The organism is Streptomyces sp. NPDC093111, from assembly GCF_040683955.1.
Lineage (GTDB): Bacteria > Actinomycetota > Actinomycetes > Streptomycetales > Streptomycetaceae > Streptomyces.
Window position 1 is genome coordinate 24,668 of the sequence record NZ_JBFBNW010000031.1, and the last position, 11,085, is coordinate 35,752.

Genomic DNA, 11,085 nt, shown 5'->3' on the forward strand with positions numbered 1-11,085 from the left:
GATCCGGCGGCCTCGAAAAGAGAGCGGAGCCCATGCAGCACGACGCGTACGACGCAGGCGTCCCGGACGTCCGTCCCGGAACGCCGCCCGAGGGCGCGCCCGGCCGGCACCGCAAGGGCACGGGCGGACACCGGCCCCGGCACCGAAGGACCCGGCGCGGAGCCCCGTCCTTCCGCGCGGTGGTGACGACGGCGGGAGCGGTCGCCGCCGCGCTCACCGTCACGACCGGCGTGTACGTGGCGGCCCTCGGCACCGCCGACGCCGGGACCCACCCGACGGCGGCCGGCCTCCTGGCCCCGCTGCCCGTGGCACCGGCACCGTCCGGGACCACGACGGCCGCGCCGTCGTCCGCGCCCGCCGTGGAGCCCTCCTCGACCCCGGTCACGCGCATGGTCGCCGTACGGCACGCGACGGGCGAGGGGCCGCGGCGGAGGGCGCAGGCGGCGCCCGCCGCGGCCGGGACCGCCGCCCAGTACATCGACCAGATCCTCACCCTCGCCAACACCGAGCGCCGGAAGGCCGGTTGCGAACCGCTCCGGTCCGACGCCAAGCTGCGGACGGCGGCGCAACGGCACGCCGACGACATGTCCGACCGCGACTACTACGCCCACGACACCCCGGAGGGGCGCAGCCCCGGCGACCGGATCACCGCGGCGGGATACGAGTGGTCGACCTGGGGCGAGAACATCTTCCGCGGCCCGCATACGCCGGCCGAGGCGGTCGACGGCTGGATGAACAGCGAGGGGCACCGCAAGAACATCCTCAACTGCGCGTTCAAGGAGATGGGCGTGGGAGTGAACCTCACCTCCAACGGCCCTTGGTGGGTACAGGACTTCGCCTCCCCGTGAGGGCCGCCGCCGCGGCTCCTCAGCCGAGGGGCGCGGCCAGCTCCTGCACCCAGAGCGTGCCGTCGGGCCCGGGTACCGCGGCGACGCCGGTGTCCCGGTACGCGCAGTCGAGGAGGTTCCGGCGGTGCGGGGGGTCGGCCATCCAGTCGGCCACGACCGACGCCGGATCGCCCTGCCCCCGGGCCAGGTTCTCGGCCCAGGCGCTCCAGGAGTAGCCGACGCCCTCGAACCGGCTCCCCGCGTCCGTCCCCTCGGGGGTCGTGTGCCCGTAGTAGCCCCGGGCCGCCATGTCCCGCCCGTACGCCTTGGCCGCCGCGGACAGCTTCGGATCGCGCCGCAGCGGGGCACACCCCACCTCGGCCCGATGCCTGTTCACCAGGGCGTTCACCCGCTCCTCCACACTCGGACGCGGCGCCCGGCTCCGGCTCGGCGACGGCGTCGGGCGCGGCGCGGGAGGCGGGGCGGCGGTGCGCGTGACGGCCGGCGTCGCCGGGGCGGGCGGCGCGGGCGCGGGCTTCCGCAGCTCCGTGCCCCGCTCCGGGTCCCCCGGCACGAGCAGGAGCATGGCACCGAGGATCGCGAGAGCCGCCACGCCGACGGGCCAGAGGTGGCGGCGGGTCCCTGGACTGGATCCGATGTCCGGGAGGTTGGATCCCGGGTCCGGGAGGTTGGATCCCGGGTCGGGGATGTTGGATCCGATCTCCTGGGTCCCGGATCCGTTCTCCGTGGTCCCGGATCCGTTCTCCGTGGTCCCGGATCCGGTCCCGGGTACATGGGATCCGATGTCCGGGATATCGGATCCCGTCTCCGGCCCCTCCGCCGCCCACCCCACCGTCTCCATCCCCCCGGCCGCGACCGCGCCCCCGTCCCGGCCCGCCCACAGCAGCAGCGGGGGTACGAGGCCGAAGCCGACGAGCAGTCCTTCGGCGGGGGCGAGGCCCCTGCGGGTGGGGGCGCAGTGGGGGCAGGTGTCGAGGTGGCGGGCGAGGCGTTTCCGCCAGAGCGGGGAGGGGTGTCCGTCCCAGCCGGCGGTGGTCTCGGCGAGCCACGGGCAGGGCGGTACGGCGGCGAGGGCGCGGACGACGGTGCGGCCGGTCTCCAAGCGGGCCTTCATGCGCTGGACGCGGACGGCGGCGTGCCGGGGCGGCACGTCGAGGGCGGCGGAGAGTTCGGCGCGGGTGAGTTCGCCCGCGGCCTCCAGCCACCACAGGGAGAGGAGTTCCCGGTCCTCGTCGTCGAGCCAGCGGGTCGCCTCGGCGACCTCGCGGCGCTGGCCGGTGAGGCCGAGGCGCAGGATGGTGAGCTCGGTGAAGTCGCCGGCCGGGTCGGCGAGGGTGGCGGCGCCGTCGAGGCCGGGCAGCGGCGCCTGCTGGCGCTCGCGCCAGCGGTGCCGTATGCGGTTCATGGCGATGGCGACGAGCCAGGACCGGAACCGTGCGGGATCCCGCAGGCCCGGCAGGCCGTCGAGGGCGCGGACCATCGTGTCCTGGACGAGATCGTCCACGTCGGCGTGACCGTCGAGGGCGCGGCCGACGATGTTGTAGACGAGCGGCAGGTAGGCCCGTACGAGATCGTCGCCGGCGCGCGCGTCACCGGCCCGCGCCGCCTCGACCAGCTCGGCGGTGCGGTGCTCGACGCTGTCCATGTGCTGTGCTCCCTCGTCCCCGGTGACGGCTGCCGCCCGGTGCGGGCCGTCGTCGGGAGAGCGCGGGGAGCGGCCGGGACAACACTTTTCCCGGCGGCACGTGTCCTGTGTCCCCCGAGGGGGCCGCTATCCCGACAGGTGCGGCAGGGTCGGCACGGTCGCCCCGCCCCCTTCCCGTACCGCCGCGACGACGGCGTCGTGCAGGTCGCGGCTCTCCTCCTCCGATCCGCAGGGAACCGGACTGCCCGACATGGTGAACCAGTCGGAGGCGCCGCTGTACTGCACGGCCACACGTGCTTCCCGCTCGACGAAGGTGGTGTGCACGGTCAGATCGCCCGTGACCACACCGCCCTCGACGGTCAGGACCCCGCCACGCCCGGTGTAGACACCGGCGGTCGTCCATGATGCCCAGCTCATCCATCCAGACTCACACCCGGACGGCGGATGCGCCACCGACGCGACCGCCCCGGCCGGACGGATGTCCGGCCGGGGCGGCGCTGGTCCCGCGTCGGGGCCCTCGCGGATCAGGCGAGGGTCGCGACGGCCTCGTTGAAGGTCGCGGACGGGCGCATCACGGCCTCGGCCTTGGCCGGGTCGGGCTGGTAGTAGCCGCCGATCTCGGCCGGGGAGCCCTGGACGGCGATCAGCTCGTCGACGATCTTCTGCTCGTTGGCGGCGAGCGTCTCGGCCAGCGGGCCGAAGGCCTTGGCGAGCTCGGCGTCGTCGGTCTGGCCGGCCAGCTCCTGGGCCCAGTACAGGGCCAGGTAGAAGTGGCTGCCGCGGTTGTCGATGCCGCCGAGGCGACGGGTCGGCGACTTGTCCTCGTTGAGGAAGGTGCCGGTGGCGCGGTCGAGGGTGTCGGCGAGGACCTGGGCGCGGGCGTTGTCCGTGGTGGTGGACAGGTGCTCGAAGGACGCGGCCAGGGCGAAGAACTCGCCGAGGCTGTCCCAGCGCAGGTAGTTCTCCTTGACGAGCTGCTGGACGTGCTTCGGCGCGGAGCCGCCGGCGCCCGTCTCGAACAGGCCGCCGCCCGCCATCAGCGGGACCACGGAGAGCATCTTGGCGCTGGTGCCGAGCTCCAGGATCGGGAAGAGGTCGGTCAGGTAGTCGCGGAGGACGTTGCCGGTGACCGAGATGGTGTTCTCGCCGCGGCGGATGCGCTCCAGGGAGAACTTCGTGGCCTCGACCGGGGACAGGACCTTGATCTCCAGGCCCTCGGTGTCGTGCTCCGGCAGGTACGCGTTGACCTTCTCGATCAGCTGCGCGTCGTGGGCGCGCTCGGCGTCGAGCCAGAAGACGGCCGGGTCGCCGGTGGCGCGGGCGCGGGTGACGGCCAGCTTGACCCAGTCCTGGATCGGGAGGTCCTTGGTCTGGCAGGCGCGGAAGATGTCGCCCTCGGCGACCTCCTGCTCCAGCACGGTGGCGCCGGAGGCGTCGACGAGGCGGACGGTGCCGGCCGCGGCGATCTCGAAGGTCTTGTCGTGGGAGCCGTACTCCTCGGCCTTCTGCGCCATGAGGCCGACGTTCGGGACGGAGCCCATGGTCGACGGGTCGAAGGCGCCGTGGGCGCGGCAGTCCTCGATCACGGCCTGGTAGACGCCGGAGTAGGAGCTGTCCGGGAGGACGGCGAGGGTGTCGGCCTCCTGGCCGTCCGGGCCCCACATGTGGCCGGAGGTGCGGATCATGGCCGGCATCGAGGCGTCGACGATGACGTCGGACGGCACGTGCAGGTTGGTGATGCCCTTGTCGGAGTCGACCATGGCGAGGGCGGGGCCCTCGGCCAGCTCGGCGTCGAAGGAGGCCTTGATCTCCTCGCCGAGGCCGTGCGGGAGGGACTCCAGGCCCTTGAGCACGGTGCCGAGGCCGTCGTTGGGGGACAGACCGGCGCCCGCGAGGACCTCGCCGTACTTGGCGAAGGTCTGCGGGAAGAAGGCGCGCACGACGTGGCCGAAGACGATCGGGTCGGAGACCTTCATCATCGTGGCCTTGAGGTGCACGGAGAAGAGCACGCCCTCGGCCTTGGCGCGGGCGACCTGCTCGGAGAGGAAGGTGCGCAGGGCCTCGACGCGCATGACGGAGGCGTCGACGACCTCGCCGGCGAGGACCGGGACGGACTCGCGCAGCACGGTGACGGCGCCGTCGGCGGCGACGTGCTCGATGCGCAGGGCACCGGCCTCGGCGACGACCGCGGACTTCTCGGTGGAGCGGAAGTCGTTCTCGCCCATCGTCGCCACGTTGGTCCGGGACTCGGAGCTCCAGGCGCCCATGCGGTGCGGGTGGGTCTTGGCGTAGTTCTTGACCGAGCCGGGCGCGCGGCGGTCGGAGTTGCCCTCGCGCAGGACCGGGTTGACGGCGCTGCCCTTGATCTTGTCGTAGCGCGCGCGGACGTCCTTGTCCTGGTCGCTCTGCGGGTCGTCCGGGTAGTCCGGGAGGGCGTAGCCCTGCGCCTGGAGCTCGGCGACCGCGGCCTTGAGCTGCGGGATCGAGGCCGAGACGTTCGGCAGCTTGATGATGTTCGCCTCGGGCGTCTTGGCGAGCTCGCCGAGCTCGGCGAGGGCGTCCGCGATGCGCTGGCCCTCTTCGAGCCACTCGGGGAAGCTGGCGATGATGCGCCCGGCCAGGGAGATGTCACGCGTCTCGACGTTGATCCCGGCCGTCGAGGCGTAGGCCTTGATCACGGGCAGGAACGAGTACGTCGCCAGGGCGGGCGCCTCGTCAGTGTGCGTGTAAATGATGGTCGAGTCAGTCACCGGGTGTGCTCCGCTCCACGTCTGCGTCTGCGAGATTGCTCGACATCAAGATATCTCGTGATCGGGCTCCTCGGGAAAGGGGTCCTCGGGAACCGGACTCGCGAGCCGGTACGGCGCGGGTCCCGGGTCGAGGTCGACCCGGCGCACCAGGCCGAGCAGGACGGCGGCGACGGCCGCTCCGGTGCCCGCGGCGAGGGCCTGGCCGCAGCGGTGGGCGATGCGGGGCAGGTCGGCGGGTACGGGCCCGGCGCCCGGCAGGCAGCCGGGCAGCAGATAGGCCCCGACGGCGAGCCCGGCGGCGGCGACCAGGACGAGCGGGACGGCCACGAGCAGGCGCTGCGGGGGCAGCCGGCGCCGGGTGGCGGGGCGGATCTTGCCCTTGCGGGCGAGAAGGGCGACGACCGCGGAGAAGGCGGCGAGCACGAGGAGATCGGCGGCGATCACGTCGCCGGGGTGGTGCCGGCCGGAGGCGATGTCGTACGCGCCGAGGGCGACGGCCCACAGGGCGGCGAGGCCCACGACGCCGGTCCGCAGCCGGTGCGGGACGACGAGGAGGAGGCCGAGGGCGGTGCCGGTGGCGAGCACCGAGGTGCCGCTGGGGAAGCCGCTCCGTACGGTCGCGCCCGAGGCGTCGACGAGGTGCGGCCCCGGCGCGTACCGCTGGAGGAGCGCGGCAGCGAGGAGGGCGGCGGCCACCGTGCCGAGGGCCAGGCCGGTGAGTCCGTACCGCTTGCGCAGCGCGCCGACGGCGGCGAGCAGCACGACGGCGAGGACCAGGGAGAGGGTGCCGAGGCCGCGCAGCGAGGGGTGCTCGCGGAGGAACTGGGCGACGGCGGGGTCGGCGAGCCGGCCGGCGAGCGCGGCGTCCCCCCAGCGTCTGCCGGTCGCCGTGAGGACGAGCCCGGCGTAGGCGACGGTGAGCAGGAGCACGGCGGCGAGGCAGGCGCGCCGCATGCGTATGCGGATACGGGCGCTGAACGATCCGGCGGCCTCGGCGGCGACGGCGGCGTACCACCAGGTGTCACCGGCCGTCGCGACGCTCCGCTGGGAGCCGCCGGGGCGGGACCTGTCGAAGGGTGCCATGCCACGATTCGACCCCGGCGGGGGCGCGCGCGCCCGCTGGACTCACCCGAACGACACGCGCCCGAGCGTGGCACGGGTCAGGGCGTGCGCCGCGACATCTGGGCGACGACGGAGGCGAGCAGGCCGATGAAGAGGAGGCCCATCCCGATGGTGGAGCCGCCCATGCGGACGCCCGCGTCGCCGAGCAGCAGACTGCCGCCCTGGACGAAGAAGGCCGTGGCCATCACGATCTGCGCCCAGCCGAACAGCTCGGGACGCCGCACGTGCCGGCGCTGCAGGGGCAGCAGCCAGCCGGTGCGGATCGCGGCGATGCCGCCGGCGAGGAAGGCGATCCCCAACACGATCGTGGCGATGGCTATAGACATATGCACGGATAACCCCCCAGGTCCCGCGTTCACACTGTCCTCGCGATCATGCCACAGCCACGTGCCGCCCCCCGTTGCGCGCCCGGCGTCTCGTCCCGTCCAGGGTGAAGGCGGTGTTGACCAGGGCGACGTGGCTCAACGCCTGCGGAGTGTTGCCGAGTTGGCGGCCGGCGGCGGGGTCCCATTCCTCGGAGAGGAGGCCGACGTCGTTGCGGACGTCCAGGACCCGCTCGAAGACGGTGCGGGCGTCGGCCGGGCGGCCGGTCAGGGCGAGGGCGTCGGCGTACCAGAACGTGCAGGCCAGGAAGGCCCCTTCGCCGCCGCCGAGGCCGTCGACGTCGTGGACGTGCCCGTTCCCGGTGTCGGCGTAGCGGCGCAGGAAGCCGTGGTCGTCGAGGCGGCCCATGGCCCGTACGGTGCCGAGGACGCGCGGGTCGTCGGGAGGCAGGAAGCCGAGCCGCGGGATCAGCAGGGCGGTGGCGTCGAGCCGGCTCGCGCCGTAGTACTGGACGAAGGACTGCTGGGATTCGCTCCAGCCCCGCGCGCAGACCTCCGTGCGCAGTTCGGCGCGCAGCGCCTGCCAGCGGTGCACGGAGCCGCGCAGGCCGGCGACCCGGGCGAGGCGCACGGCGCGGTCGGCGGCGACCCAGGCCATCACCTTGGAGTGGACGAAGTGCCGTCGGGGGCCCCGGACTTCCCAGATGCCCTCGTCGGGCTCCCGCCAGCGTTCGCCGAGGTACTCCAGGAGCGCCGCCACCAAGCTCCACACGTGCGCGTCGAGGGTGACCCCGGCCCGTACGGCGGAGTAGATGGTGCTCAGCACCTCGCCGTAGATGTCGAGCTGGAACTGGTCGACGGCCGCGTTGCCGAATCTGACGGGCCGTGAGTTCTCGTAGCCGGGCAGCCAGTCGGCCTGGGACTCGGGCAGCCGGCGCTGTCCCGCGACGCCGTACAGCGGCTGGAGGTCGGCCGGGTCGCCGGCGACGGCGCGGACCAGCCAGTCCTTCCAGGCGAGGGCCTCCCCGCGGTAGCCGCTGCGCAGCAGGCAGGAGAGGGTGAAGGTGGAGTCGCGCAGCCAGCAGAAGCGGTAGTCCCAGTTGCGCAGGCCGCCGATGCACTCCGGCAGGGAGGCGGTGGGGGCGGCAATGACGCCGCCGGTCGGCTCGTACGTGAGCGCCTTCAGGGTGACCAGCGAGCGGATCACGGCGTCACGGGCGGGCCCCTCGTACCGGAGTCGGGCGGCCCATTCGTCCCAGAAGGCGAGGGTCCTCTCCAGGGCCACGGCCACGTCGGGGGCGGCGGGCGGCGGGGTGTGCGAGGGGTGCCAGCCGAGGACGAAGGTGACGCGCCGGCCCGCGGTGACGGGGAACGCGAAGGTGGCCCGGTCCGCGGTGACGACGGGGTCGCCCGCGCCGGGGCCGCAGTGCAGCCGGGTCGCGTCGGGCCCGGCGACCGAGGCGAGGGTGCGCCGGTCCACGGCGCGGGTCCAGGGCGCCACGCTGCCGTGGTTGAAACGGACCCTCAACTCGCCCCGCATGTCGACCCGTCCGGCGATCCCGTCGACGACCCGGACGATGCGCGGGGTGCGCTGGCGCGGCGGCATGAAGTCGGTGACCCGGACGGTGCCGGTGACGGATTCCCAGACCGTCTCCAGGACGAGGGTGTCGCCGCGGTAACTCCGGCGGCTGCACGGGAGACCGCCGGCCGGGGCGAGGCGCCAACGGCCGTGCCGCTCGTCCCCGAGGAGGGCGGCGAAGCAGGCCGGCGAGTCGAAGCGCGGCGCGCACCACCAGTCGACCGAGCCGTCCCTGCCGACGAGAGCGGCGGTCTCCAGATCGCCGATGAGGGCGTAGTCCTCGATGCGCCCAGCCATGTCGGGATTCTAATCCCGGCGCAAGCGAAGCGCAGGAGCGCACGGGCCGCGGGAGCAAAGGAGATTCCTTCCTCGACGGTCCGGCAGCTGCTCATAGATTCACGGCCCGACGCATAAAATGAATGCGAGGAGTACGTATCGATGCGCATTTCGCGAACGTCGACCAGACGGATATCGCGCACGCCACGCGTACGCCACGGGGCCGATATCGCGCGTTCCTTGACCCGGGGCCGCACGCGCACGATGCTGAAAGGCAGCCGCGCACAGCGGAGACCCCGAAGGCCGAACCATGAGCAGTGAACCGCACCCCCTGCGCCGCTCGACCGACCGCCTGCCCGCCACCGCCACCCCCACGGTGAGCCTGGTGGTCGCGGTCCGGCCGGACGACCGCGCGACGGACTGGCTGCTCGCCCAGATCCCGCCCGCCGTACGGGAGGTCGTGCTGGTCGGAGACGTACGGACGGACCCGGAGCCCGCCCCGCGCGGGGTGTCGGTGCGCCGGCTCGGCGCGTGGGACTGGGCGTCCGGCGACGTGCCGCACGCCGGTCTGCGGGCCGCGACCGGGGACCACGTGGTCCTCATGGGCGCCGACGGCAGCATGTCCCCGCGGGAGATCCCGCATTACCTGCACTACCTGGAGAGCGGGTTCGACTTCGTCAAGGGATCGCGTTTCATCGCGGGCGGCGATTTCACCGCCTATCCGCTGCACCGGCGGCTCGGCCACAGCGCGCTGCTGAGCGTCGCCCGCCGCTTGTACGGCCAGCACCTGACCGATCTCTGGTACGGATTCTGCGCCTTCCGGCGCGGATTCGTCGACCTCCTCGCCCTGCGCGAGGACGGCGTGGAACTCGGCGCCGAACTCGTCGCCCACGCCCTGCATTACGGGCTGCGCGTCGCCGAGGTCCCCAGCCTCGAACTCCCGCGCCGCCACGGCCCGTCGCACCCCCGCACCCTCCGCGACGGCACCCGCATCCTCGGCACCCTGCTCGCCGAGCGACCGCACAACGCGCTGCTCCGGCTCGCCCCGGCGAACCGGCGCGGCGGAGGCCCAGGTCGGACGGCCAGCGGTTGACGAAGCTCACCGCGGATGCTAAGCGTGGAGGACAGTGCATCGACCGGATGCACACCTGACCCTCGGCAGGGTCGGTTGTCGGAAGAGGCGCGTCATGACCTCCCTCCCCATCAGCCGAGTGCCGGTGGCGCCCGCACCGCATCCTCTGCGGCGGGTGACCGACTGGCCCACTGCCGACGCGCGCCGCCGTTCCCCCCGCGCGCGCACCCGACCGGCCACGCCGACCGCGCACCCCGCGCGCCGCGCGTCCGACCGCGTCCGTGACGCGGCCCGGCTCTGCCGCCGCGCCACCGACGCGCGCAGGACCCGCCCGACCCCCCGTCGCCGGCGCTCCCGCGCCGTCCGCACCCGTGCCACGGGTGGCCGGCGACGGTCGGACAGCCCCTCCGGCCCAGCCACCGCCGACGGGCACCCGCACCACGGGACCCAGGCCGACCCGGCACGCCATGACCCGGCATGCGATGACCCGGTCCGGCACGCCCGTCCCCCGCACCACGGCCCCCGGGCCCGTACGCCCACGCCCACCGCCCCAGCCGCCCCGGCCACTCCCGCCACTCCCGCGCGCCGCCTGATCCCGGTGCCCGCGCTCGTCCCCGCCGTGGCCCCCCGCATCCGCGCCCGTACCCCCGCGCGACCCGCGCGCCGGGCCTTCCCCCGAGGAGGCGAGGCGCGATGACCGCGGTCCGCGCGCACCCCCCGCTCCCCCGCTCGCTCACCCGGCCCCCGGTCGAACTCGAGCTGATCATCCCCGCCTTCAACGAACAGCGGCGCCTGCCCTCGACGATCACCGCGACCCTGCGCTACCTCGCCGGGCGCCCGTGGTCCTCCTCCGTCGTGGTGGTCGACAACAACAGCGTCGACGGCACCCTGGACGCGCTCGACCGGTTCACCGGCACCCCGACCGGTCTTCCGGCGACCGGGCTCGACGTGGGGTTCCATGTGATCGGCTGCGGCGAGCAGGGCAAGGGCGCCGCCGTGCGGCGCGGCATCGAGACCTCCTCCGCCCGCTTCATCGGCTTCGCCGACGCCGACAACGCCACCCCCATCGACACCCTCGACCGGGTCGTGGAGCTGCTGCGCGCGGGCCACGGCGCGGTCATCGCCTCCCGGCACGCCCCCGGTGCCCACCTGGAGGTCGAGCAGGGCACGCTGCGGCGCGGCGGCGGCGCGCTCTTCCGGACGCTCGCCCACCTCACGCTGCCGGAGATCGCCGACACCCAGTGCGGCTTCAAGTTCTTCCCCGGGCCGCTCGCCCGCGAGATCGTCCGCGACTGCCGCATCGACGGCTTCGCCTTCGACGTCGAACTGCTCGCTCACGTGGTGAAGGCCGGGCGGGACGTCGTCGAGGTGCCGGTGGAGTGGACCGACAAGGACGGCTCGACGTTCTCGGCGCGCCGGGACGGCCTGCGGTCGATGGCCGATCTGCTGCGGATCTCGCTGGCCAGGTGA

General features: G+C 74.0%; 9 protein-coding genes. 3 read left to right on the top strand and 6 right to left on the bottom strand.

Going from position 1 to position 11,085, the window contains the following annotated elements:
• Window positions 1-32 precede the first annotated feature (32 nt).
• Entirely contained in the window at window positions 33-848 is an 816-nt protein-coding gene (locus tag AB0Q96_RS36145) for a CAP domain-containing protein (RefSeq protein WP_365333061.1), read from the top strand.
• 19 nt (window positions 849-867) lie between these two features.
• Here the strand turns inward: AB0Q96_RS36145 and AB0Q96_RS36150 are convergent, their stop codons facing one another.
• The 6 genes from AB0Q96_RS36150 to AB0Q96_RS36175 all read right to left on the bottom strand — a co-directional run bounded on the left by AB0Q96_RS36150 (window position 868) and on the right by AB0Q96_RS36175 (window position 8,564).
• Window positions 868-2,493 (bottom strand): sigma-70 family RNA polymerase sigma factor, encoded by a 1,626-nt coding sequence (locus tag AB0Q96_RS36150; protein WP_365333063.1) that lies wholly within the window; start codon window positions 2,491-2,493, stop codon window positions 868-870.
• A 126-nt stretch (window positions 2,494-2,619) separates the two neighbouring features.
• Complete coding sequence (locus AB0Q96_RS36155; RefSeq protein ID WP_351670719.1) at window positions 2,620-2,910, bottom strand: hypothetical protein; 291 nt, start codon at window positions 2,908-2,910, stop codon at window positions 2,620-2,622.
• Window positions 2,911-3,017: 107 nt separating this feature from the next.
• On the bottom strand, window positions 3,018-5,243 hold the full coding sequence (locus tag AB0Q96_RS36160; RefSeq protein ID WP_365333065.1) for an NADP-dependent isocitrate dehydrogenase: 2,226 nt from the start codon (window positions 5,241-5,243) through the stop codon (window positions 3,018-3,020).
• 45 nt (window positions 5,244-5,288) lie between these two features.
• Window positions 5,289-6,326 carry a phosphoesterase gene (locus AB0Q96_RS36165; RefSeq protein WP_365333067.1) on the bottom strand — a complete coding sequence of 346 codons (1,038 nt, stop codon included), beginning with the start codon at window positions 6,324-6,326 and terminating at the stop codon, window positions 5,289-5,291.
• Between the two features lie 77 nt (window positions 6,327-6,403).
• Complete coding sequence (locus tag AB0Q96_RS36170; protein ID WP_365333069.1) at window positions 6,404-6,691, bottom strand: hypothetical protein; 288 nt, start codon at window positions 6,689-6,691, stop codon at window positions 6,404-6,406.
• 46 nt (window positions 6,692-6,737) lie between these two features.
• Window positions 6,738-8,564, bottom strand: a complete 1,827-nt coding sequence (locus AB0Q96_RS36175) for a glycoside hydrolase family 15 protein (RefSeq protein ID WP_365333071.1) — start codon at window positions 8,562-8,564, stop codon at window positions 6,738-6,740.
• A 289-nt stretch (window positions 8,565-8,853) separates the two neighbouring features.
• On the opposite strand from AB0Q96_RS36175, the gene AB0Q96_RS36180 reads away from it, so the two are divergent.
• Together AB0Q96_RS36180 and AB0Q96_RS36185 are read left to right on the top strand one after the other, a co-directional pair.
• On the top strand, window positions 8,854-9,636 hold the full coding sequence (locus AB0Q96_RS36180) for a glycosyltransferase family 2 protein (RefSeq protein ID WP_365333073.1): 783 nt from the start codon (window positions 8,854-8,856) through the stop codon (window positions 9,634-9,636).
• Between the two features lie 672 nt (window positions 9,637-10,308).
• Window positions 10,309-11,085 (top strand): glycosyltransferase, encoded by a 777-nt coding sequence (locus tag AB0Q96_RS36185; protein ID WP_365333075.1) that lies wholly within the window; start codon window positions 10,309-10,311, stop codon window positions 11,083-11,085.